The organism is Prosthecobacter sp. GW821-HT29F12, from assembly GCF_058803405.1.
In genome coordinates this window covers 6,483,930-6,506,925 of record NZ_CM179517.1, presented here as the reverse complement: position 1 = coordinate 6,506,925, position 22,996 = coordinate 6,483,930, and the positions used below count along the sequence as shown (strand labels likewise).

The window sequence follows — 22,996 nt, the reverse complement described above, 5'->3', positions numbered from 1 at the left end:
TTCAGCGAGGTCTGCGGAAGGCGAACTGCTCTGGAGGCACCTGGTTCTCGTCGGTTGCGTCTCTTTGGCGACGCTTTCCCTCCACGAAGGCCGGCTTGAAGGGCAGGTGCTGGACCTTTTCGATCTCTTCGTCGGTCACGCCTTTGGCACGCAGACGGCTGCGTTCGTAGAGGCGGAATTTTTGGATCTCTAACATGGGGGTTGTGGACTGAGACTCCCAAGCGAGGAGCCGCGTTCAAAACTGCCCCGTATTTAGCAGCACCAAGGTGCAGGCTTCCTCGCAGGCAATTCCGGCTTTTTGCAAAGCGTCTGCCAACAATGCATTTTCTGCGCCAGGATTGAAGATTATCCGACGCGGCTTGAGCGCGATCAGCTTGTCCTGCAATCCGGATGAGATGGCCGCGCCGACATACATCGTCACGGTATCCACCGGTCCTGAGATCAAGCCCAGATCGGCCACCACGGGGATGCCCTCGATCTCTGCCAGTTTGGGATGAACCGGCACGACTTCATGCCCGTGCTTTCGCAGCAGGAGCAGAGCGCGATGGCTGTAGCGCTCGGAGTTGTTGCTGGCACCGATGATGACGACTGTTTCTTTGTTCATTGCTTTTGATCCTCCTCATCCAGATGGAAATGATGCAGAGCACGATGCGCCGCAGGCGCGAGCACGATGCCCACGAGGGAAATGAACACCAAACCGCTGAAGAGGGCGTAGAAAGAGGCGAAGACCTTGGCGGCGTCCGACGGCAGGTCTCCCATAGGCCCCATGCCGCCCAGGATCATCGAGGCGTTTAAAAGACTGTCGATCCAACTGAATTTGGCGATGTAATGATAGCCCAGGATGCCGATGCCCAGCGCCACACCGATCACGATCAGCGCGATAGCGGCATACTTGATCACCCGCTGGATGAAAACCAAACGCGGGGCGAGAGGATCGGTGCGCGATTCAAACATGGTGAGCTACCATCCCGGCGAAGCCACGAATTGCAAGACCGGCTCCGCCTTTCCGAGTTCGTTGATGCGCACCGTGCCATCGTGGCAGCCGGTGATGATGCGTGTGAGTTTGTCGATGCGTTGCAACAGCAGCACATTCACGCGGTCTCCATACAGCGTGATCTTGTCCTTCGTTTTGCGGGCTTTTGCATCCATCGAAACCACCGAACCGCTGCCCATGGCGGCGAGAGGCGTCCCGGCATCCAGAAAGCCCAGCGCCAGCATTTCGGTGCGGCCGCCCGGCCTCAGAGCGCCGTCTTTTTTAGCATCGCCGTTGTGATCCCAGCGGCGGATATTACCTTCGACATCGCCGCTGAGGGTTTCCTTGCTATCAGGGGAGAAGACCACGCTGAGCACCGCAGAGTCATGGCCGGTGAAGGTGGCCTCGATTTCTCCTTTGGCAGCGTCAATGCGCTTGGCGGTGCGATCACGGCTGGCGGTGGCGATGTGCTGGCTGTCGGGAGAGAAGGCCATGCCCATGATCCAGTCCGCGTGCGGCTCTGTCTGCCATTTCAATTTGCCAGAGGGGATCTCAAAACAGCGCACTTGATTGTCGGCACCGCCACAGGCGAGCAGTTTGCCATCCGGACTGGCCACCATGGCCAGCACGCAGTCGCGTGCACTCATCAGACGCCTGCGCCCCTTTGGCTGCGAAGGATTGACCAACCATACTTCGCCTGAGCGCCCGGGGACGCCGCCAGCGACGGCGAGCTGATTTTCGGAGATCCAGGCCAGAGCGAGGATGCGCTCGGGCATGCCATCGATGCGCGCGGTGAGTTTGCCCGATGCCACATCCCAGAGGGTTGTTTCAAAATAGCCGCTGCAGGCGAGCGTGCTCCCGGCGGGATTCAGGGCAAGTGCGGTGACGGGGAGAGGACGTAGGTATTTCGCAGGTGCGTGAGTTTTTTCCTGTTCGGGAACGATGATGCGCAGGGGTGCTTTTTGATCAGCAACGTCCAGTTTGGCACCGCTGGCGATCCATTCGCGAATCAATTTTGTGTCCTTCTCAGGCAGGGCATCGGCCTTCTTGGGCATGCGGTCGTCTTCCTCATGGGTGGCGATCAAGCGGTAGAGCTCGCTTTCGTCCGGCTTGCCCGCCACGACGGGCGCAGTCTCGCTGTCGCCCGCCTTGAGCATGAGCTCGACGGTGTCCAGACGGTAGCTGCCTTTGGCCTTGCCGGCGCGGTGACACTCCACGCATTGATCGATCAAAATCGGTGCGATCTGCCTGGAGAATGAAATCTCGGCAGCGGAGGCCAAGACTGGCAGGGTGAGAAAAAGCAGCGTGCGAAGCATGGGGCGGAGAGAAACGTTCCTTGTGGCCGAGTTTGTCGGACGTTGCATCCATCGTTTGCCTCTTTTACATGCGACCATGAGCCCGAGACCCTGGATTATTGCCGAAACGAACTGGAAGAACGTCAAAGCCACGCGCTATGAAGCCGCCGTGCTCCCATGGGGCGCCACGGAGGCGCACAACTGGCACCTGCCCTACGCGACGGACTCGCTGCAAAACGACGCCATTGCCGCCGAGGCGGGCCGCATCGCGTGGGAGGCGGGAGCCAAGGTGGCCATCCTGCCGAACATGCCTTTCGGGGTGCAGACGGGACAGCTTGACGTGCCGTTCTGCATCAACATGAATCCGACCACGCAGATGATGGTGCTCGAAGACGTCATCAGCAGCCTCGAAGGCGTGGGTGTGATGAAATTTGTGATCCTCAACGGGCATGGTGGCAATGATTTCCGCCAGATGCTGAGGGAGCTGCAGGCGAAGCACCCCAAGATGTTTCTTTCCACGGTTTCGTGGTTCAATGCGGTGAAGGGTGATGACATTTTCAACATCGTGGGCGACCACGCTGACGAACGCGAAACCAGCCTCATGCTGCACTTTCACCCGCATCTGGTACTGCCGAAAGAGGAATGGGGTCCGGGCACTGACAACCGGTGGCAGCTGAAGGCCATCAATGAAAAATGGGCCTGGGCACAACGTGCCTGGAGCAAAGCCACCAATGACACCGGCTCCGGAGATCCGCAGCACAGCACGGCGGAGAAAGGCCGCCGCTACTTCGAGGCGCTGGGTGCCAAGATCGCGACCTATCTGATCGAACTCGCCGCCGCTGACATCAGCGATCTTTACGAGAAAGCGAAATGATCCGCTTCATTGTCAGCCGCATCGTGCAGGGAATCATCGTGATCTTCGCGGTGATCACCATCACGTTTGGGCTGATCAAGCTTTCACCAACCGGACCTTTTCAATCGGAGCGCGCCTCCTCACCGGAAGCATTGCAGGCCAAGATCAGCTACTATGGCCTGGACAAGCCGGTCTATGTTCAGCTCTGGAGATACTACACTCATTACGCGACGTTCACTTTTCGGGAGTCCAAAACTTTTCAGGGAAGAGGTGTGGATGAGATCATCGCCTCCGGCTTCCCGGTGTCTGCAACGGTAGGTGGGGCAGCACTGCTTATTGCACTGAGCATCGGAGTGCCGCTGGGTGCTTTCGCGGCTCTGCGGCCCAATACCTTCGAAGACCGCGGCAGCACTCTTGCAGCCACACTGGGCATCTGCACTCCCAGCATGGTGCTGGGACCGCTCCTGGCAATGTTGTTTGGACTGAAGCTTCGCTGGTTCAACGCGTCCGGCTGGTTTGATTCTTCGGACTGGGTGCTGCCCGCGCTGACGCTGGGGATCATCTACAGCGCCTACATTGCGCGGCTGACGCGCGGAAGCCTGCGCGAAACACTTGCGCAGGAGTTTATCCGCACCGCCCGTGCGAAAGGAGCGAGTGAAAGCTCGGTGGTCTTTTTCCATGCGATGAAACTGGCCAGCCTGCCGGTGCTCAATTTTCTTGGCCCTGCCGCAGCGGGATTGCTCACAGGTTCGTTCATCGTCGAAACGGTGTTTCAACTGCCCGGGCTTGGTCAATTTTTCATCGCGGCGTCTTTCAATCATGATGATGAACTGGCGATAGCGATCTCGGCTTTCTACGCGGCACTCATCGTCAGTTTCAATCTGCTGGTGGACATCATTCAGGCAGCGCTCAACCCACGCATCCGACTCCACGCATGAGCAGCGGACCGAACCAGAGCCTTTCACCGATGCAGGCCGCGTGGCGGCGTCTCATGCGGAACCGCCTGAACGCATGGGCGTTGGGGTTCCTGGCCGTGTTGGTGGTTCTGTGTGGCATTGGCCCGGAGCTGTCGCCTTACGATCAGTCACTGCAGAATCTCGAACTCAAAGCCACGAATCCCAGCCTGGCACACTGGCTGGGCACGGATCCGCTAGGACGGGACATGCTCACGCGCATTCTGCACGGGGGGCGTGTGTCCTTGGAGGTGGGATTGCTGGCCACGGCGGTGGCGGCGATCATTGGTGTGTTTTATGGCATGGTCTCCGGACTTGCAGGCGGGCGCACGGACGCGGCGATGATGCGCATCGTGGACATCCTGTATGCGTTTCCCTTCATCAATTTTGTCATCCTGCTCATGGCCATCGTGGGGCGTGAGTTTTGGCTGATTTTTGTGGCCATCGGTGCGGTGGAATGGCTCACGATGGCCCGCGTTGTACGTGGGCAGGTGCTGGCGCTGAAGAATCTTGAGTTCATCATTGCAGCGCGAGCCAGTGGCGCGGGCTTCTGGCACATCGTCTGGCGACACCTGCTGCCGAATGTGATGGGCCCCATCATCATCTACGCCAGTCTCACGGTGCCTGGAGTCATGCTGCTGGAGGCTGCGCTGAGCTTCCTGGGACTCGGTATTCAGCCGCCGGATGCGAGCTGGGGCGTGCTGATCCAGGAGGGTGCCAGATCGATGGAGAGTTATCCGTGGCTGCTGCTCTACCCTGGCATCTTTTTTTCCACCACGCTGCTAGCGCTCAACTTGCTGGGTGATGGCCTGCGTGATGCGTTTGATCCCAAATCGATGTCGCAGCAGTGATTGAAAAAAAATATTTCATACGGGCTGAATAGACTCGAAGCAGCCACGTCAGAGAGTGCGGAAACCAATTCCACACACTCATGAAAACACTCTTCTCAGTCCTCGCTGCAGCCGCAGTTTTTGGTTTTGCAGCTCCCTCCAATGCCAAAGCTGAATGCCAGGGCCAGACCCGGGTCGTAGGCTACACCTCCTGCGGCACACCCATCGTGGCCGTTTACCAGATCGTCGGTTATGACGGCTACGGCCGCCCCATCGGTCAGTGGGTGACTCAGGGAGCGCAGGGTGGCTACGGCTACGCTGGTGCCCCGGGTGGCTATGGCTACATTGGTGTTCAGCGTCCCATCATTGTTCAGCCCAGCATCAGCCTTGGCTTTGGTGGCTACAACTCCGGCTGCAATCCCGGCTATGGCTACCACCACGGTTTCAGCCATCATCATGGTTTCCGCAGGTAGTAGCGTGGAAACCTGGTTGATTGCTGCATCACGCGGCCCCGCCAGTGCACGGCGGGGCCGTTTTTTTGATGCCTCGTTGCACGAATGAGGTGCCTCGTGTCATGTTTGGGCATGCGCTGGATTTATCGTGCTCTCATTCTCATCGCCCTCATGGGTGGCGTTGCGTGGTTTCATCACTTTCGCACGCACCGGCCCACACGTGTCGAGGTGGCCAACCGCGCGGGCATTCTCCTGGCTGGCAACGGCAGCGAGCCCGCGACGCTGGACCCGCACCTCGCCAGCGGCCAGCCGGAGCATATGATTTTTCATTCGCTCTTTGAAGGCCTTATCGCCCCGGCGCCTGACAATCCTGATGGGGATGCACCTGGAGCCGCCGCTTCATGGAGCGCTGAAAACTTCACCGTCTGGACTTTCAAACTGCAGCCAAAAGGCAAGTGGAGCGATGGAACGCCGCTGACCGCTGCTGATTTCCTTTACTCGTACCAGCGCATCCTGACTGCAAAGCTGGGCGCTGATTATGCAAACATGCTTTACCCCATGCTCAACGCCGAGGAGTACCACACCGGCAAGATCAAGGATTTCTCACGGGTAGGAGTGAAGGCGCTCGATCCGCTCACGCTGCAAATCACGCTGAAAGGACCAGCGCCCTATCTGCTCAGCATGATCAAACATTACGCGTGGTTCCCCCTGCCGAAGCATGCCATCGAAAAATTTGGTAACATGACCGACCGCAACACACGCTGGACACGGCCAGCGAACATGGTCTGCAACGGCCCCTTCAAACTCAAAAGCTGGGAGGTCAATCAAGCCCTCGAAGTCGAGCGCAACCCGCATTACTGGGACGCCGCCACGGTCAAACTCAACGGCATTGTGTTCCTGCCCATCTCCAGTGACACGACTGAGGAGCGCGCCTTCAACGACGGGCAGCTTCACGTGACGCTGACGATGCCGCTGTCCAAGATCCCTGCGTATCGCGAGAGCAAGTCACCGTACTATCACAACGATCCGCTGCTCAGCGTTTACATGTACCGCTGCAACACCACGAAGAAGCCCTTCGACAATGCGCTGGTGCGGCGCGCGCTGGCTCTGGCCATCGATCGTGAGAGCATCACGCGGAACATTCTCCGTGCGGGACAGCAGCCGGCCACAGGCCTGACTCCTCCCGGCTGCAACCCTGACTACCATGTACCCAACATCATGCGCTTTGACCCCGCTGAAGCACGCCGGCTGCTTGCTGAGGCAGGATTTCCAGAGGGGAAAGGCTTTCCTGCGTTCGACATCCTCATCAACACGAGCGAGTCGCATCGCGCGCTGGCCGAAGCGGTACAGGCGATGTGGAAGGAGCATCTTCATATTCCTGCGGGCGTGCTGAACCAGGACTGGGGTGTGTACATCGAATCGCAACGCAAGCTGGACTATCAAATCGCCCGCTTTGGCTGGGTGGGTGATTATCTCGACCCTTCGACTTTCCTCGCCATCTGGCAGACCGGGGACGGCAACAACAACACGGGCTGGAGCAACAAACGCTACGATGAACTCATCCATCAAAGCTTTCAGGAAGGCGATGTCGCCAAACGTCTGCAGATTCTCAATGAGGCCGAAACCCTCATGCTCAATGAGGCCCCGATGCTGCCGATCTATTGGTCCACGCATTCGTATCTGATGCGCCCTGAGGTCAAAGGACTGCTGCCATCTCTGCTCGAACATCGCTGCTACAAGGCGGTGGAATTGAAGCCGTGAACTGAAAACAAAAAGGCGCGGGAAAAGATCCCGCGCCTTGTGCTTATTTAAAATGGAGAGAGCCGTCAGTCCGACTTGCGCCAGATCGTCGTCAGCGTGCCGCGAAAGGTGATCTTTACCGCTTGGGTCGTCATGAGTTCACGAAAGTGCGGCGAAGCCTCACGCTCCACGATTTCCCATTGCTCAATGGCATCGCCATTCAGCGTCGCATGCACGGGAATGGATTCAGCGTGATGGCAGACGAAACCGTTCTTGCGTTCATGCTCGATGCGCCAGCCGGGTGCAAGCTGCCACGTCACCACATGCGGGGCTGAAAGGCCGACATCGTCACAGATCTCCACATAATCCTGAGTGACATGGACAGCACGCTGGGTTCGAAGCCCTTCACTGACAAAGCTCATTAAGCAAATTTCGCCGTTGATTTCGAGTCCCGGCTTCTCGTGATGTCTGGCCCATAAGAACGGCCCCATGCGCCGGGGAGAAGAGCGGCCGGAGACTGGCACGGGTCCATTGTGTGCGTCCCATGACGCCAGTCTCGTCCGCAGTGCCGGGTTGTTGTAATAAGCGCCCGTTCCAGGATCGATGATGAGTGCGTGCTGCTCAAACCACAGAGACACATGCAGTGCATCGAGGTGGCCATGAGCCGCCATGCTGCCCAGACCGAGGGGGGAGGCATCTGCCCGGACCGTCCAGCGCGCGTCACGCCAGACTGCCTGCCCGCTTTGCTCATGCGTGAGCCACTTGCTGCGCATGGCTGCTTTAACGCCTTTGGGGGGCTCGCCCAGCCAGAAACGCAGCACTGCACCGTTTGCTCTATTGAGAAACCAGCCGCGAAATTCTGCGGCTGCATTGGTACGTTTCAGCGGCAATGGTAGCACCTGCGCATCATCTGAGTCGCCAAAATCCCAGCACTCGGGTGATTCGACGACATCAACGAAGTATTGTGCCGACTGGGTCAAACGCTGCTGCACTTCCGGCGTGAACCCACCTGCCGCCATACCTGCGTGCCAGCACATTTCCCAGGCAAACAAGTGGTAATGCAAGGCCTGCTCTTTGTTGCCGCCATCGGTGGCGAACTGCTGTAAAATTTCGTGCTCCAGAAGCTGCACCACGTGCTGCATGGGTCGGGTCATGCGGGACAGTGATGGCCAGCGCGCAAGCGCCAGAACGAGCGCACTCAGTTCGCCGATGAGATGATTGTTTGCTGAGGAGCCGAACGAACGACGGTGCCAGATCCACCACGCGTGGGTAGGAACGATGCGGGCGGTCAGATCATCCTGCCTGCGGGCCAGTTCGGGATCATTGCAGCCGCGCACCAGTGCATCGAACCAGCAGAAGTTCATCAGTCGCAGCCCTGCTTCCAAAGGGCTTGTCCAGTTGATCCCAAGTCCCGGTAGATTGCGGTCACACCAATCCTCCAGCCAGAGTTGGGAGCCGCGGATCGCATGCACATCACCATTCAGTGCGCTGTGCATGGCCATGCGCGTCATTTCGCTCCAGCGATTGATCTCCCAGATGGCGCGTGCGTCTGCATCGTGCTCCAGATGGCGATGATTGAGCATTCGCGCGGGGATGGCTGGATCAATCACGACACCGAGTGTCGCATCGCGGTGCCAGCATGGCGGTGCGCCCACCTCGACGGTCTTCCAGCCAAACAGTTCCCATTCGCCACGTATCAGCTTTTCAGCATCTGCGGCCAGCTGTTTGCGAAGTTCGGGCGGGACACGATCGCGCCAGGGTAGTTTGGGAACATCCGCGAATGTGCCGACCCATGGTTTGCGCGAGATGCGCCGGAGGCTCGCAATCTCGCTTCGCCGTCCCAGGCGCTCAGCCACTCGACGAGCGATCTCGCTCACACTCATCGCGCGCAAGCGCTGCATGTACCAGCCCAGGCTCATCACAATGCGATGCTTCGCCCTTCGCGAATGGACTCCAGCACTGCGAATGTCAGGCGCATGCTCTGCCGCGCTTGTTCATAGGGCAGCGGATGTGGTGCTCCGTCCTTCAAGAAGGCGAGCCATGCCGCCATTTCTTCGGCGTGCCCCTTTGAGGCGAATTTTTTCACGGTCTCTTTGCGCTGTTTGAAGATCGACAGCTTCATGAAGTTCTCGCACTCACATACCACCCCACTCGCGAACACACGAAAAGTTTCCTTCGGAAAGGCAGAGTCACCTTCAGCGGAGTAAATCACCTGCGCCGACGATCCGTCTGCAAATTCGATCTGTGCCGTGACTGAATCTGGCACCTTGGGCCGGCCTATCGCCTGCGCGGTGACTTTCACCGGCTTGCCGAGGACGTGGCAGGCAAAGTCAAAAAAGTGACAGGCCTCACCAAGGACGCGTCCGCCACTTTCGGCGACATTCGCATACCAATGGTCTGGCGCGAGCACACCTGCGTTGACTTGAAATGAGAGTGTCTTTGGGCCAGAGACCGTTCTCAGGACTTCCATCATTGCCACTGTGGCTGGGGCGAAGCGCCGGTTGAAACCCACCATCACGCTGCCCTTTGATTCGAGCATGGCTGTGTCGATCCAGGTTAGTTCCTCACATGTCAGACAGAGTGGTTTTTCGACAAACACCTGCTTACCGGCTTGCAGGGCTTTCAGCACCAGCGGTGCATGAAGATGATGGCGGGTGCCTATCATCACTGCGGTGGCCTCGTGATCATCGAATACTTTGGCAGCATCTGTTGCTGCGTGCTTGAAACCAAACTTCTCCTTCACATGGCGTGTTGAGAGACCCGTGGCATTCACGATTGTGCCGAGGGCGATTTTCCCTTTCACATGAGGGAGCAGCATCGTGCGCGCGAAATTGCCTGCACCGATGACATCGAGGATTCCGACGGTTGATTGCAGAGCTGTCTTTGGGAGATTGGAAAACTCTGATGTTGCTTTGGGTTCCCCGTTTCCAGACCGGCTAAAGCCGGGACTACAATACTCGATCACCACACCAAGTTCGCTCTCGAGCTTGTCGTAAATTCCGAGCACATCTCCAAATTTCACCCTGCGTGTGGTCACTGGACTTAAATCCAACTGACCTGTGCGCATCAGTTCCAGGCATGCTTCGAAGTTTCGGTTTTCGGTCCAGCGCACGTGGCCGATGGGATAATCCTGCCCGCCCCATTCATACTGTGGATCGTAGCGGCCCGGGCCATAGCTGCGCGAGTAACGCACCTGGATGTCCTTCATGTAGGCGGTCTTCCAGGACAGCTCCGCATCGTAGATGCCCACAATGACCATGACACCACGATCACGCAGGCATGAAATAGCAGTGTCCGCTGCATCGCGGCCTTTGCCGCCGACACAAAGCAAGACTGCGTCAACGCCGTGACCATCTGTCCATGCGCGCACCTCGTCTTCGAGCTTTGATTGTGTTGGATTCACAATGCGCTCTGCCCCCATGGCGAGTGAGGTTTGCAGACGATCTGCGAAAAAGTCCGCGCTCATCACGCGTGCACCGGAGGCCTTTAGCAGACTCGTTGCAAGCAGGCCGACGAGCCCCTGCCCCAGCACGAGCACACGCTCGCCAAGTCGCGCTCCGCTTTGGCGCACGGCTTCCATGGAGATCGATCCGAGCGTGGTATAGGCTGCCTGCCAGTCTTCAACGCCGTTGGGAATCGGTGCCGCCAGCAGATCTGGCACTGCGATCATCTCGGCATGAAAGGCACACTCCGCACCGCCGCAGGCCACGCGATCGCCCACATGAAAACGTGAGTTCAGTTCATCCACCGCCACCACGATTCCCGCCGCTGAGTAGCCCAGAGGGGTTGGTGATTCGAGACGGTTGCGCACCTTTTGCAGGGCGGCTTTCCAGCCGAGGGTCTTCGCTGTATCGATCACTTTCTTGACCTGATCCGGCCGCGCCTTGGCCTTTTGCAGAAGCGACATCCGGGCCTGCTCCACCTTCATGCGTTCCGTGCCGGGCGAGATCACTGAACAGGTCGTTTGCACCAAGATGCCTCCCGGCGGTGGCACAGGTGCAGGGACGTCCTGCAATTCGAGGCGTCCGTCTTGGTATTGGGCGAGTTGTTTCATCAATGAGCTTTTCAATTCACGATTTTAAATGGGTCACCAGCCACTTGTGCTTGCCAGCGCTAGTCTTCTCCACTTCCGATACCTGCTGCAAAGTGAGCGTGAAGTCGTCGCCCAGCTTTTGTGACAAGCCTGTCTTTATCGCCTCCAGGTTGCCTTTCCATTGCGGGCCGGGTTGAAAGCGACATTCCACCACGCCTGCTTGCGCTTGGAAGAACTGGACGGCCAGCAGGCCGTCGAAAATGCGGTCGTGCATGTTGATCGCGGTGAGCGAGATGCGGCGGCCGGAGGCGCTGACGAGGTATTCGTAATCGCGACCAACGATTTCAGAAGCCACGCCATCTGTGATTTTCGCATAATCTCCAGTGCGATACCGGATCAACGGCATGACGTGATTGTGAAAGGAGGTGCCGATGATTTCTTGGTTTCCTTCGGCATCTGGATTGCCGAACTCCACGAAGCCGTACGTGGGCCAGAAATGGAGATGATTGGAGGTGCGGGTCTGTGCGGCGAGAACGACGCGTTCGCTGTGACCATACCAGTGAAATACGGGTGCTTTGAAAAAGTGCTCCAGATATTGCTGGGATTCTGCGGTGAGCTTTTCTGAGCCGCAAAGAAGGGAGGTCAGCTTGAAGTCGAGCTTCAGGCCTGTCTGCTCCAGTCCGCGCGCGAGCATCAGTGCTGCGCTGGGATAGGCATGGAGGTGCTGAGGACGGAAGCGGTTCAATGCGGCCACATACTCGGGCAGGCGCTCAAGCGTGAGGTGATAGGAGGAGAGAATGAGCCAGTTTCGTGTGGCGTCGTAATAACTGATGGCACCACCGGCTTTGCTGGAGGTGACGCTCCCACGAATGACGGCCACGCGATCTCCAGTGCGATAACCGCGCCGTGACCACTGCGCCTCCAGATAGGCCTGCTCCTTCGGACGGCTCACGCCTTTGTGCAGATAAAATCCGACTGGCACGCCGCTTGATCCGCCTGTGGTGATGTAGAGCCGCTGCTTTGCATCGAACTCTGGATTGACCATTTGCTCACGCTGTAAAACCACATCCTGCTTTGTCAGCAGTGGATAATCGGCTAGCTGTTCCAGCGTTTCGAACTTCGCTGGATCGACGCCACTTGCTGCAAAGCGTTCCGCATAAAATGGGGCCTTCGCTGCCGCCATCAGAGACTCGCGTAATGCTTTGATCTGATAGCGTTGGATAGTCTCCGCATCCCATGTCTCAACCTCGCGTGCTTCGTTTTGAAATCGAGTGTAGGACGGACCATAACGCAGGGATGGCGGGATCGCTCGATATGCCCGTCCTGCCAGCGACTTCACGAGCTGAGGTGCTGCCTCATAGAGTTTGAGCAACGGATAAAGGGCGTCTTCAAGGGACATGATCAAGCCTTCGGCTGCATGTTCAGAATACGCAGCGCAGCAACAGCGGCACCAAAACCATTGTCGATGTTCACAACGGTGAGTCCGCTGGCACAGGAGTTGAGCATGCTGAGAAGGGCGGAGATGCCATGGAGATTGGCACCATAACCGACGCTGGTGGGTACCGCGATCACCGGGGCTGCGACGAGGCCACCGAGGACGCTGGGCAGCGCGCCCTCCATGCCGGCGATGGCAATGACGATGCTCGCGGCCCGTAAATCATCGAGACGTGCGAGCACGCGATGGAGTCCGGCGACACCTACATCGGTGAAGCGGTTCACTTTTGCGCCCGCGAATTCCAGGGTCTGCGCGGCTTCTTCGGCAACCGGCAAATCTGAGGTGCCGGCACACACGACCGCCACAGGCGCGGAGGAAAAGGAGGCGCTCATCTGACCGATGCGATAGAGGCGAGAAACGCTGTCATAGCTGCCGGTGGGAAAACGCTGCAGCAGCGATGAGGCGACTTCGGATGTTACCCGGGTGGCGAGCGCACCCCCATGAGCAGCGACGAGGGCGGTGAGGGCATCCGTGGTCTGGGTGAGAGTTTTCCCTTCGGCATACACGGCTTCAGGAAAGCCCTGACGGATCATGCGATGCGTATCGGCCAGCACCTGACCTGATTCGGCAAACGGAAGGGTGCGAAGGCGTTCCAATGCCTGGTCAGGAGGCAATGTGCCAGCGCTGACTTGAGCGAGGAGGTCGGCCAGTTTGGATTCGTTCATGCGGAGCGGGCTTTGAGCACTTCGTTCATGCTGCCGGAGCGCAACCCGGCGAGATCAAGGGTGATGTAGGTGTAACCGGTGGTACGCAGAGCTGTGGTGATGGCCTCGCGATGCTGCAAGGCGCGCAGCAGATCGGCCTCGGGCACTTCAAGGCGGGCGACATCGCCATGATGGCGCACGCGAAGTTCACGGAAACCGAGGTCAAAGAGTGCAGCCTCGGCCTGCTCAATCTGCGAGAGCAGTTTTGGTGTGACGCTCGTGCCATACGGTACGCGGGAGGCGAGGCAGGCGGCGGCGGGTTTGTCCCAATTAGGCAAACCGAGGGCCTTGGCGAAGTGACGCACGTCCTGTTTGCTGAAACCGAGGTCGTGCAACGGACTGAGGATATGCAGTTCACGTGCGGCGGCGCGACCGGGGCGAACGTCAAGCGTGTCCTCGGCATTCATGCCATCAAGCACGTGGTCGATGCCGTTCTGCTCTGCGAACTGACGTAGGGCGCGGTAGACATGGTCTTTGCAGAAGTAGCAGCGATTGGGTGCATTGGCCTGATAGGAGGGATCGTTCACTTCTGCGGTCGGCAGGAGTTCGAGGCGGGCACCGAGCTGTTGAGCAAGTGCGATGGCCTCGTCTTTTTCGCTTTGCGGCAGGCTGGGTGACACGGCGAGAAGGGCGATGACGTTTTCAGCGCCGAGCGCATCAAGCGAGGCCTTGAGCACCAGTGTGCTATCAACACCTCCCGAATAGGCGACGGCGACGCGTCCCAATGGTTGTAGATGATGAATAAGACGGTCGATCATAAAGTTTTTACGGCGATGTAACTCTTGGTGAAGAGGCCGAAGCAGACCTTCTCGCGGAAAATCTCGCAGCCAGGAAAGAGCTGCACCATTTCCGCATGGGTGAGGAGGCGGATGTCGCCGATGAATGCGGCGACCTGCTGTGCATTTGGACGGGTGAGCCAACCCCAGACGCTGAAGTTGCGCGTGAGACGATGCTGCCAGGATTTTGGCAGCCAGTGAATGAAGGGGGTCATGAAGTGCGGCTCGATCCAAAACTCCTGCGCCGGTGTCTGCACCCACAAGCGCCTGCCTGTGCGAATCACCTCAGCGGCGAAGGCTTTTTGACGTTCAAAATCACCCACATGCTCAATGACGCTGTTGGAAAAAACGATGTCGAAGGATTGGTCTGCAAATGGCAGGGCGCAGCCATCTGCGACCTGGAAACGAAAACGCCCCGGATTGGCAGGCGGGGTGATTTCGTGGACATTGACGATATGAATCTCCGCAGCGATCTGCTCATGCCCTTCCCAAGTGGCCGGATAGCCGCCGATATCGAGAATGCGCTCATGCGGCTGCGGCTGAATACGGTCCACAAACTGAGCGAAGCGCTTTTTGCGGAAGGTTTTGAAGATCAGCCGCCAAATGTGATGGATGAGGGTCTGCTTCATGAGCGAGGCATGAGATTTTTTTGAAACTTCGGCGCCAGAGTGCGCACAAGATTGAGCAGCATCGTGATCGTTTCTTCATCACTGCGCATGCGCTGGCCCGTTTTCTCAGGCGACATGCCTTCTGTGACCCAGGCCATGACGGAGGGATAGGCCCAGCGGTGGTTGATATTATGCAAAATGTTGTCGCGGAAACTCAGAAGCTGACGCTCCAGATTACTCGGAGTGGTGACATCCGCGCCAACGAACCAATAGATATAGTGAGCGCGCAGCGGCAGTTTTTTGCCGTTGCCGAGCAGCACTTCGCGCACAATGGCGAGGTCGCGCACCTGCAAAGCTTCGCCGGAGAGCAGCCTGACCTCGCGCACGCGGGAGTCGGTGACCGTCCACCCCTGGCCATCGAGGCAGACCTCAGGGCGGTGGATACTGCGGCTGTCATTGCCTGCAATGACGAGCGACGCCTGGACGAGATCGCGACTTCCAACGGATCGTCCAGGTGTGCGATACGCACGTTTGACGATGATCGTATCACTGGGGAGCAATGCGATTTCCTGCTCGCCTGGCGCTTCGCTCTCGCCGACGAAATCACCTGCGACCATGGGCAGCTCGGCCAGCACGCCTGATTCATCGCCGCCTTTCATCGCGGGCGAAAACTGGCAGAGCAACGACGTCATGCCGCAGAGCAGCAGAAGAATGAAAGCACGAGCAATCATAAGACAGGGGCAACCACCTGACGTGAGACAGTGCGCGAGTTTTTGAAGCCCGGTCCGCCGCACGAGCGATCCAGCAACCAGGAGGCGAGCTGCAGCAGAAGCAGCGCCACGAGGAAGACCACGATGCCAGTGAATTCGTGGAAGACGGACACTTCCTTCTCGGCATCGCCAATGGCCCACTGCTGCCCGAAGACCATGGCCGTGAAGATCAGGACCAGGATGCGCGTCATGTTTGCCACGATGGCGATGGGCAGAATCATGCTGAACAGTGCAAACCTGCGCCACATGACACGCTGGCGGAAATAGCTGAACAGCGCACCGACGACGAGCAGCGCAAACAGTGAACGCATGCCAGAGCACGGCGCGGCGATGCCAACGCTGAACAAATCGCCCGCCTTGCGGCCCAAGTCGATGTTGGGCATGGATTGCAGAGCGGTGCCGGAGACGAGGGAATCGACGCCCACGGCATTGAGGACAAAGCCTGTCGACTTCACCATGAGGAGCCGCATCTGGTAGCCGATGCTTTCCTCCAAAAAGGGCAGCGGCCACATGAGCCCGAGCATCAGCCAGGCGAACAATCTCGCGCGGCTGCGCTGAGCGCCTTCCAGCCACAGCGATGTGCCTGCAATCAAAGTCATGATGCCCAAGTAGCCGCAGTAGAAGTTGTTGGCGCGAAATCCGGCAAAGTAGAAGAACAAAGCGAAGAGGATCAGCGCCAACCCTGAGCGGCTAGAAGAGGCTGGAAGCTGCGCCACCTCATTTTGACGCCGCCAGAGCAGAAAGCCGACAATGAGCGGCAGCAATGCGCCATGCTGCCAGGTCGGGTCCTTCCACTGCATGAGGAGTTCGGAGAGAATCGTCCGGCGGAAGTGACCGTAACCGGCCGCGTAAGGCTGAAAAGCAATCAGGAGCAAGCCACAGGCTGCCAGCAGAGCCAGCACGAGCCACGATGATCTGCGTAAACGACTCATGATGATTGCTGGAGAAAGGAACCGTGAAAAGAATCGTCAACGCCTGGCATGGTCAGCGATTTCTTTAACTGCTCCTTCCATTCTTGAATTTCATTGAAGGCAAAAGTCAGCGGTGCGATGGTAGAAGTCTCGTAGATGCTATGATGGGCCATGGGGTCGCATCCAAGACAGTCAGGCTGAATCATTGGGATAGGATTCAAGTCGAAATGGATTCCAGGACAAGCCTGTCAAAACATTCAATGCTCAAGACACTGCTCATTTCCAAAGTGAACCAACTCGGCGACAACGTCGTGTACCTGCCTGTCGTGCAGTCACTTGTGGAGGCGCATCCGGACTGGCACATTGTGGTGCTGACGAGTCCGACAGCGGCTAGATTGTATGAAGTCTGCTGCCCTGAAGTGGAAGTCCACACTTACGAAACGGCTGAGTTTAATGGTGCCTGGCGGCATCCCGCGCGCCTGTGGCATTTTTGGCGGGAAATTCGAAGCCTCAAGCCGGACGCATGCCTGCTCGGCAGTGATCAGGGAAGTGTGGCTCATTTCCTAGCAAGGTTCAGCGGCACCCGTGCGGTAGCCGGACCGCTGTCCGAGCGGGTGAAGCTGAATGCGCTCCTGAATCTTCGTCTGCCTTCCGAAGGTGAGGAACATGTGGCAATCCATAACTGGCGCATCGCCCAGGCGCTGATCCGCCATCTGGAGCTGCCTGCTTTGCCAGAAAAAATGCCTCCCCCGGACTTGAGCGCCTTTGGCCGTGAAGAACATGGATCGGTGGTGATGCATGCGGGTGCGAGCCGCGCCTACAAGCGCTGGCCGCTGGAACGCGGCATCGAGCTGGCAAACCGGCTGTCTGCCCAGCACGCGGTGACTTGGTTTGAACAGGGTGAAGCCGGGGAGGACAAGCTGAAGCCGCAGGTGAGAAGAATGAAACCTGGATCTCTGGATGAGTTGGTGCGCGTGATGGCGGGCGCGAAGCACTTCATCGGGAACAACTCGGGTCCGATGAACATTGCCTCGGCGCTCGGTGTTCCTGGAACAATCTTCAACGGTCCTTCGACTGCCAACTGGGATCCGCCCTGGCATACGGATGGTTTTGATATTTTGCGTGATCCCAAGCTGGCCTGCCAGCCGTGTGACCTGCTTTCGCACCCGGTGAATGCCTGCCAGAACAAGGAGCGGCCGATGGCCTGCATGGACCGCTGGAGCGTGGACGAGGTGCATCGGAGGATCGAAACGCGATTAGCTGCGGCTTGAGTCCGTCCACTGCCGATTGACGAACAGATGAACGTCATCGCAGGCGGTTGAGGTTTTGATGCGTTCAAAACCCTGGGTCTTGAGCTTTCTGAGGAGTGCGTCCTGCCTGGCAGACTCCACCGCGTGGATTTCGATGACGAGGTAGTGAACATGGTGCAGGCTGTCGGCGGAGTCACCGAGCAAGACTTCGTACTCAGCGCCTTCGACGTCCATCTTGCAGAGATCCACGGCTTCATCACCGAAGCCGCGATGCATGATTTCATCCAGCGTAAGCACCTCGATAAGCGCATTCTCATTCGCGGTGCCATCCGCCGCGCCATAGATAGAAAAACCGGTGCCACCTGATGGAAATGAAAGCGTGAGTTCACGCGGATGACCGCCGATGGCAACGTTCAGGAGCTTTGGACGAAGCCCGATGTTTTGCCTGATATTGAGAGAGAGCCGGGAATGAGTGAAGGGATTGACCTCGACACAGGTGAGGGCGGAGAATTCGAAGCCGAGGTCGAGGCAGAGCAGAGGGAAACCGCCGCCATTGGCACCGAGGTCCAGCAATCGTAACTGACGCGGCAACTGCATTTCCTTGAAAAGCTCCCGATACATGGGGCCAGCAATGCAGTCGCGGGTTCCGCTTTGATCACCGGCAAGATGATCGACCAGGAACTTAAGGCGGCCCTTCGCATAGATTGTCCAGCCAAGCTTTCTGCCGAGCAGTCGCTGGCAGAGCGTGAAAAAAATCCGGTCGAACTGGGTGATGGTACGGAGGCCGCAAAGAACGTTGGAGAGCTTTTGATGCATGCGATCAGGCTTTCACCGCTTCGACAAAGAGATCTGGACTGGCCGTCATGCGATCGATGCCAGGAGTCTGCGGTCCTTTGCCATGGCGAAGCTGGATGAGCACGCGGCAGCAGCCGTAAATGAAGGTGCCAAGCAGGGCGCGCAAACGGCCGCCGAGGCTGGATGAGCAGTAATGCAAGCCGGTGACTCGGATCTCAGCAAAGCCGCAAGACCGGAGGCACTGGGCCAGGCTGCTGGGCGTGTGGCCGGTCTCATGCGTGAAGTCACCGTAGCGTGTGACGGAGGACATGGGGCTCTGAGCATTGAAGGTGATCATCCACAATTTCCCACCGGGCTTGAGCGCGTTTCTGGCGGCAGTCAGGAAGCGGATGAACTCGTCTTTGGTGAAGTGCTCGATGATGTCCTTCGCATGCAGGAGATCGAAGGCTTCAGTGTGTGATTCGAGGAAGGTGATGACGTTTTCCTCGACCCATTTGCGGTTGGGATTGTTTTCCCGGGCGATGGCGAGATCTGAGGGCGATAGATCAACACCGGTCAGCTGGGTGAAACCTTTGGATGAAATCCAGGCGATCCACTCGCCTTTACCACAGCCGAGATCCACGATGCTGGAACTGCGATCCGAAGGCAGGTGAGTGTAGGTGGCCTCGTATTGATCGTGCTGCATGCCGGCATCGAAGGCTTTTTGGCCTTCAAAAGAGGCGGAGTAGTTGCGATAGAGGATGTCCCGATAACTGCTCATGCGGCGAGCTGGTGCTGGATGAAGGCGGCCCACTGTGCAGCGACGGCGTCATGGGTGTAGAGCCTGCGGGTGCGATCGAGCTGGCTCTGAGCGATGGTGGAATCATTCATCATGGCACGAATGCGACCGGCGAGCGCAGTGGCATCGCCATGAGGAAAAATGGCCTCGTCGTGACCGATGACTTCGGGGATGGCACCGCTGCTGGAGCCTATGGTGGCGACGCCGCAGGCCATGGCTTCGATGAGGACATGGCCGAACTGCTCCTCCCAGCAGAGCTGCATGGTGCGCACTGGTTTGCTGGCAAGCACGAAGACATTCAGGCAGCGCAGGAAAGCGGGGATTTCGAAATGCGGACGTGGCGGCAGCAGATGCAGCCATGGCCGAGTTTGCTGCTGTTCCTTGAGCCAGGATTCGAGCCTGCCAGAACCGAGAATGGCGAGATGGACGTTCTGCAAGGCATCGCAGGCTTGCAGCAGCTCATGGAGGCCTTTTTCTTCGGTCAATCGACCGCAGTAGCCGACGATGAAAGCGTCAGCGGGCAGTCCGCAGTCCTGGCGCAGCGCTGCGCGCTCGGCAGATGCAGCGGGCTGATGATTGTCGAGATCGACGCCGAGCTGCGGAGCGACGAGCACTTCGTCTGCGCGCGCGCCATGCTTCTGCACAAGCTGTGACGCGGCCTGATTGCCGGCGATGATGAAGTCGGTCGTGGCGGTCATGGCCCGATAGATGGGAGCGAGCATGAATCCCTTCCAGCCGGGGCGCTCGACGTTCTCCCAGGTAAATTCACCGAACAATGCGTGAGCTTGGAAGAAGGATTTCAAAAATCGTGCCTGCAAGCAGACACGGGCCCAGGGTTCATTTTCGACGAGCACCACATCGAAACGTCTCGAACGCATAACCGCGGCGAGGCCTGAGTAGTGAAAGGTGGTGCTGGTTTGACCCGAGCGCGGCAGGCGGATGAGCTGGTAGTTGCGCGCGGGGGCGTCGGAGTCGTTGTCGAAGTCGGACGAAGGGCGACCAAGCACCAAGTGCTGCTCGCGGGTGGAGGTGACGCAGACGAGGTCGAAATGTGCGGCGAGCGCCTGCAACTTCTTGCGATTTTCGAGAGCGGCGTAGGTATGGCCGATGAGCAGGAGGCCGGGTCTCATGCAGGGGATGAGGCCGCGCCGAAAGCAGCTTCAGAGATGGAAGAATCAGCGGTAGATGCCTCGGCGAAAATTTGCTCCCAATCTTCGCCCGCAGGCAGGATGCTGTGGCGTTTGAGGAGCAGCTGACGTGAGTTTTCCAGAGCGGCAAGGAAGTCGGGAGAGTCGCGCTGGTCTTCGATTTGATGACACGCCCGCGCCCAGGCATCTGGATCGAGATTGTGGAGCATAGGCACGGGATAGTGGCACTCTGAAAAGAGCTCGGTGAGACCCATGCTGTGATTGGCGAGTACTGGCACACCGGCGGAGATGGCTTCCATCGCGGCGGTGAGTCCCGCAGGATTATCACAGGGCACAATGGGGAGCAGCACCATGGGAGCCGCATGCAGATGCTCCAGGTACTCACGATGCGAGGCGTTCATGACGAGCTCAAAGCGAGGATTGGCAATCTCGTTGGCAAAGCGGGGGGGCAAAGACGGAATACGAGCCATGCGGGTGATGGAAAGACCGCCATGCAGCAGCGGGGCAACGATGGATTCGTCACGACTGATGTTGCCAGGGAGCAAGATGCGGGTTTTTGGCACATCGTCTGGAGGCTGAAACCAGCCGGTGTCGATTTTCCACGGACGTAGAATCACCCGGCGGCTTCCCAATTGCCGCGCTGTGGTGGCGAACTGCTCGGATGTGATGCAGTCGAGCTGAAAGGCGGGCGAAGCATTTTGCAGGCTGGAGGTGAGTCGTTGAAGAGCGGTGTCATGGTAGGCGACACGACGAATGATTTTTCCTGCGGTGGAAAACAGGCCGCAGCGAGAAAGCAGGAGCAGGGCCGTGTAGTGCATGCCATTGAGGCAATAGATCATGCGCGCCCGGCGGAGGGTGGCGTAGTGCTTCCAGACAAGGCCGAAAGCAGCGCTGAGGCGGCGGAGAGCACCGCCTTGTTTCCGGCTGTAATCGCATTCGAGCTGCTCATCATTCTGGAACCATGCGCCGACAATGGCACGGCCATGGGACGGCATGGGCACAGCATCCAAGAAACGACGAGGCCTGCCACTGTAATCATACAGTGCATGAGGAGCCAGGACGACCAGTTGTGACGAATCAGCCATAGGGTAGATTTCGATTGAACGGTGACGTGGCTGCATGCGCGAAAGAAGGGTGACGCATGTGGGGTGGAGGTTGTTCCGGCAGCTGCTTTTTCACCCGCAATCCTTCCTGATGTATGATGCAGGCATTCAGTCCTCCAGCGATGAACCAGCAGAAGAAATTCACCGGGAAAGTCGAGGTGACATTACCAGCAAAGATGTTGTGGACGAGGAGACCGAACAGGATGCCAACCATCCAGAGGCAGATGCTGAATACGGGCGTGCCGCGAAGTCCGAGCACGCTGCGGTGAAACGAATGGAGGGCCAACGCCGCAATGATGAGCAGGATGCCGAGCGGCAGCCAGCCGATTTCCAGCAGCAGATTGGATATGAGATCATGGCTGGCAACCAGGTGCGCGTCATGCAAATCTGCCGCACCCTTGGTGCCGTAACCAAACATGGTCCACATGAGAGGATTGTGCGCAATGTCATGCATGCCGTCGAGGCGGTCGCAGATGGTCCAGAAACGCGAGAATTGCACACCGATGGCGGTGCCGCCAAAGTTTTCGAGTGCCCAAAGCGTGAGCCTGGTGACGGCATTGATCAGCTCCTGGGCAAAAATACAGGCGGTGACGAACATGGTGGCTACGGTGGCGTAGAGAGCCGCGGTACCGCGTGCGCTGCGCAGCACCGGCAGCAGCAGGATGGGCAGCATCCAGTTGAGGTTGGCGATACGCGCCATGCTGGCGATGCAAGCGACGACGAAGAGGACGAAAAGCACGAAACTCATGCCGCCCCAGGCCCGGGTGCCGGTATCGCGATGATGGCGGCGGACCAAGAGTGCCAGGCAGGCGCAGACTGCGCAAGTGGTGCCAAAGGGAGAGCTGTCCACCAACGTGGAGAACGGGCGGGGACGGACGTCATCGAGATGCTTGGAGAGCACGGTGAGACCGGACTGCAGGTATTCGATTTCGAAGTCGCTGAGGCCGAAGATCTGCTGCTTGATGCCATACAGAGCGACGGGAATGAAGACGATGAGGCAGTATTTGATGAAGGCGATGATCTGCGCCGGAGTGCGGAAGATGCAGGGAACCACAAAGAGCAGGAACATGTAGGCCGCGCCATCGGCAAGCTGCGTGGCGGCCGCATTGAAGCCACTGCCGCTGCGCAAAGCGGAGACACCGGAAACGATGAAGCCGAGAAAGCAGACGAGCAGTGAAACGAGCTTGCGCCTGTGATGCAGGCTGCCGTCGTGGAGTGAACGAACCAAGGTGCCAATGCAGATACCAGCCAGGGTCAGCGGGCAAAGAGCACGCACCCACAGGATGTCGTTCATGGTGACATGACCGTCGAAGACCATCATGCGCTTGAGCAGGTCGCTGTAACCGGCATAGAGCACCATGAGATAAAGTGCCAACCGCGGCTGGAGAACGGCGAGGATGAAGGAGCCGATGGAGAGAAACTGAGCCAGTGCGCCGATGGTGTTGCCACCACCGAGCAGCACAGACAGCATGACATAGACAGCGCCGATGCCGCCGAGGAAGATGATGAAAGCCCTGCTTTGCATAAAA

At 58.4% G+C, this 22,996-nt stretch carries 24 protein-coding genes; 6 read left to right on the top strand and 18 right to left on the bottom strand.

What is annotated here, in order from left to right:
• Window position 1 precedes the first annotated feature (1 nt).
• From AC3RLQ_RS26865 to AC3RLQ_RS26850, 4 genes are read right to left on the bottom strand one after another with little or no spacing between them, the layout of a single operon-like run.
• Complete coding sequence (locus tag AC3RLQ_RS26865; RefSeq protein ID WP_422319906.1) at window positions 2-196, bottom strand: hypothetical protein; 195 nt, start codon at window positions 194-196, stop codon at window positions 2-4.
• 39 nt (window positions 197-235) lie between these two features.
• Window positions 236-604 carry a CoA-binding protein gene (locus AC3RLQ_RS26860; protein WP_493031748.1) on the bottom strand — a complete coding sequence of 123 codons (369 nt, stop codon included), beginning with the start codon at window positions 602-604 and terminating at the stop codon, window positions 236-238.
• A complete protein-coding gene (locus tag AC3RLQ_RS26855; RefSeq protein WP_493031747.1) occupies window positions 601-954 on the bottom strand; it encodes a hypothetical protein in 354 nt (117 codons plus the stop codon). The genes AC3RLQ_RS26860 and AC3RLQ_RS26855 overlap by 4 nt, the downstream gene beginning before the upstream one ends.
• Before the next feature lie 6 nt (window positions 955-960).
• A complete protein-coding gene (locus tag AC3RLQ_RS26850) occupies window positions 961-2,289 on the bottom strand; it encodes a c-type cytochrome domain-containing protein (RefSeq protein WP_493031746.1) in 1,329 nt (442 codons plus the stop codon).
• A 76-nt stretch (window positions 2,290-2,365) separates the two neighbouring features.
• Here AC3RLQ_RS26850 and AC3RLQ_RS26845 point away from each other — a divergent pair, with 76 nt between their 5' ends.
• The 5 genes from AC3RLQ_RS26845 to AC3RLQ_RS26825 all read left to right on the top strand — a co-directional run bounded on the left by AC3RLQ_RS26845 (window position 2,366) and on the right by AC3RLQ_RS26825 (window position 7,117).
• Window positions 2,366-3,142 (top strand): creatininase family protein, encoded by a 777-nt coding sequence (locus tag AC3RLQ_RS26845; protein WP_493031745.1) that lies wholly within the window; start codon window positions 2,366-2,368, stop codon window positions 3,140-3,142.
• Window positions 3,139-4,059: an ABC transporter permease gene (locus AC3RLQ_RS26840; RefSeq protein ID WP_493031744.1), complete on the top strand. Its 921-nt coding sequence runs from the start codon at window positions 3,139-3,141 to the stop codon at window positions 4,057-4,059. Before AC3RLQ_RS26845 ends, AC3RLQ_RS26840 begins: the two co-directional genes overlap by 4 nt.
• Window positions 4,056-4,925, top strand: coding sequence for an ABC transporter permease (locus AC3RLQ_RS26835; RefSeq protein ID WP_493031743.1), 870 nt, complete (start codon window positions 4,056-4,058; stop codon window positions 4,923-4,925). Before AC3RLQ_RS26840 ends, AC3RLQ_RS26835 begins: the two co-directional genes overlap by 4 nt.
• Before the next feature lie 80 nt (window positions 4,926-5,005).
• Window positions 5,006-5,377: a hypothetical protein gene (locus tag AC3RLQ_RS26830; protein ID WP_493031742.1), complete on the top strand. Its 372-nt coding sequence runs from the start codon at window positions 5,006-5,008 to the stop codon at window positions 5,375-5,377.
• Window positions 5,378-5,488: 111 nt separating this feature from the next.
• Window positions 5,489-7,117, top strand: a complete 1,629-nt coding sequence (locus tag AC3RLQ_RS26825) for a peptide ABC transporter substrate-binding protein (protein ID WP_493031741.1) — start codon at window positions 5,489-5,491, stop codon at window positions 7,115-7,117.
• Window positions 7,118-7,182: 65 nt separating this feature from the next.
• Here the strand turns inward: AC3RLQ_RS26825 and AC3RLQ_RS26820 are convergent, their stop codons facing one another.
• Genes AC3RLQ_RS26820 through AC3RLQ_RS26780 form a run of 9 tightly spaced genes read right to left on the bottom strand, consistent with a single transcriptional unit; the run spans window position 7,183 to window position 16,566 of the window.
• Entirely contained in the window at window positions 7,183-8,997 is a 1,815-nt protein-coding gene (locus AC3RLQ_RS26820; protein ID WP_493031740.1) for a heparinase II/III family protein, read from the bottom strand.
• 17 nt (window positions 8,998-9,014) lie between these two features.
• A complete protein-coding gene (locus AC3RLQ_RS26815; RefSeq protein ID WP_493031739.1) occupies window positions 9,015-11,150 on the bottom strand; it encodes a bi-domain-containing oxidoreductase in 2,136 nt (711 codons plus the stop codon).
• Between the two features lie 16 nt (window positions 11,151-11,166).
• Window positions 11,167-12,528 (bottom strand): phenylacetate--CoA ligase family protein, encoded by a 1,362-nt coding sequence (locus AC3RLQ_RS26810; RefSeq protein ID WP_493031738.1) that lies wholly within the window; start codon window positions 12,526-12,528, stop codon window positions 11,167-11,169.
• Between the two features lie 2 nt (window positions 12,529-12,530).
• A complete protein-coding gene (gene larB, locus AC3RLQ_RS26805) occupies window positions 12,531-13,289 on the bottom strand; it encodes a nickel pincer cofactor biosynthesis protein LarB (protein ID WP_493031737.1) in 759 nt (252 codons plus the stop codon).
• The gene (gene larE, locus AC3RLQ_RS26800; protein WP_493031736.1) at window positions 13,286-14,086 is read right to left on the bottom strand and encodes an ATP-dependent sacrificial sulfur transferase LarE; all 801 of its coding nucleotides are present in this window, start codon (window positions 14,084-14,086) and stop codon (window positions 13,286-13,288) included. Before larE ends, larB begins: the two co-directional genes overlap by 4 nt.
• Window positions 14,083-14,733, bottom strand: a complete 651-nt coding sequence (locus AC3RLQ_RS26795) for a class I SAM-dependent methyltransferase (protein WP_461524226.1) — start codon at window positions 14,731-14,733, stop codon at window positions 14,083-14,085. Before AC3RLQ_RS26795 ends, larE begins: the two co-directional genes overlap by 4 nt.
• Entirely contained in the window at window positions 14,730-15,443 is a 714-nt protein-coding gene (locus AC3RLQ_RS26790; RefSeq protein WP_493031735.1) for an exosortase-associated EpsI family protein, read from the bottom strand. The genes AC3RLQ_RS26795 and AC3RLQ_RS26790 overlap by 4 nt, the downstream gene beginning before the upstream one ends.
• Complete coding sequence (locus tag AC3RLQ_RS26785) at window positions 15,440-16,414, bottom strand: exosortase/archaeosortase family protein (RefSeq protein ID WP_493031734.1); 975 nt, start codon at window positions 16,412-16,414, stop codon at window positions 15,440-15,442. The genes AC3RLQ_RS26790 and AC3RLQ_RS26785 overlap by 4 nt, the downstream gene beginning before the upstream one ends.
• Window positions 16,411-16,566, bottom strand: coding sequence for a hypothetical protein (locus tag AC3RLQ_RS26780; RefSeq protein WP_461524229.1), 156 nt, complete (start codon window positions 16,564-16,566; stop codon window positions 16,411-16,413). The genes AC3RLQ_RS26785 and AC3RLQ_RS26780 overlap by 4 nt, the downstream gene beginning before the upstream one ends.
• Before the next feature lie 87 nt (window positions 16,567-16,653).
• Here AC3RLQ_RS26780 and AC3RLQ_RS26775 point away from each other — a divergent pair, with 87 nt between their 5' ends.
• The gene (locus AC3RLQ_RS26775; RefSeq protein ID WP_493031733.1) at window positions 16,654-17,664 is read left to right on the top strand and encodes a glycosyltransferase family 9 protein; all 1,011 of its coding nucleotides are present in this window, start codon (window positions 16,654-16,656) and stop codon (window positions 17,662-17,664) included.
• Here the strand turns inward: AC3RLQ_RS26775 and AC3RLQ_RS26770 are convergent.
• The 5 genes from AC3RLQ_RS26770 to AC3RLQ_RS26750 are packed head-to-tail and all read right to left on the bottom strand — an operon-like array spanning window position 17,650 to window position 22,992.
• A complete protein-coding gene (locus tag AC3RLQ_RS26770; protein ID WP_493031732.1) occupies window positions 17,650-18,459 on the bottom strand; it encodes an FkbM family methyltransferase in 810 nt (269 codons plus the stop codon). The two genes, AC3RLQ_RS26775 and AC3RLQ_RS26770, sit on opposite strands and share 15 nt — an antisense overlap.
• 4 nt (window positions 18,460-18,463) lie before the next feature.
• Window positions 18,464-19,198: a class I SAM-dependent DNA methyltransferase gene (locus tag AC3RLQ_RS26765; RefSeq protein WP_493031731.1), complete on the bottom strand. Its 735-nt coding sequence runs from the start codon at window positions 19,196-19,198 to the stop codon at window positions 18,464-18,466.
• The gene (locus AC3RLQ_RS26760; protein ID WP_493031730.1) at window positions 19,195-20,346 is read right to left on the bottom strand and encodes a glycosyltransferase; all 1,152 of its coding nucleotides are present in this window, start codon (window positions 20,344-20,346) and stop codon (window positions 19,195-19,197) included. The genes AC3RLQ_RS26765 and AC3RLQ_RS26760 overlap by 4 nt, the downstream gene beginning before the upstream one ends.
• Window positions 20,343-21,449 carry a glycosyltransferase gene (locus AC3RLQ_RS26755; protein ID WP_493031729.1) on the bottom strand — a complete coding sequence of 369 codons (1,107 nt, stop codon included), beginning with the start codon at window positions 21,447-21,449 and terminating at the stop codon, window positions 20,343-20,345. The genes AC3RLQ_RS26760 and AC3RLQ_RS26755 overlap by 4 nt, the downstream gene beginning before the upstream one ends.
• Window positions 21,442-22,992, bottom strand: coding sequence for a DUF3844 domain-containing protein (locus tag AC3RLQ_RS26750; RefSeq protein ID WP_493031728.1), 1,551 nt, complete (start codon window positions 22,990-22,992; stop codon window positions 21,442-21,444). The genes AC3RLQ_RS26755 and AC3RLQ_RS26750 overlap by 8 nt, the downstream gene beginning before the upstream one ends.
• Window positions 22,993-22,996 lie beyond the last annotated feature (4 nt).